Genomic DNA, 272 nt, shown 5'->3' with positions numbered 1-272 from the left:
AATATACTTGAATATTGAGAACAAGAATAAATATTGTCTCCCGGATTCATATATATAATATATATAGGAGTATTATTTGTCCAATATTGACTAAATTGTTGATAATTTGTATAATTAAATATATCATATACTGGAAATATTTCTTTTCCATCAACTGAATAGTTATTTGTTNNATTGTATTGGAGAAATATTTAATATTACATAACCATATGGAGATATATTTAAATCAACCCAAATTCCATAGGCATTATTATTAAAACTAATTTCTATTT

The sequence above is a fragment of the Candidatus Nanopusillus massiliensis genome (assembly GCF_920984865.1).
Note: the sequence above shows the minus strand (reverse complement) of the source record.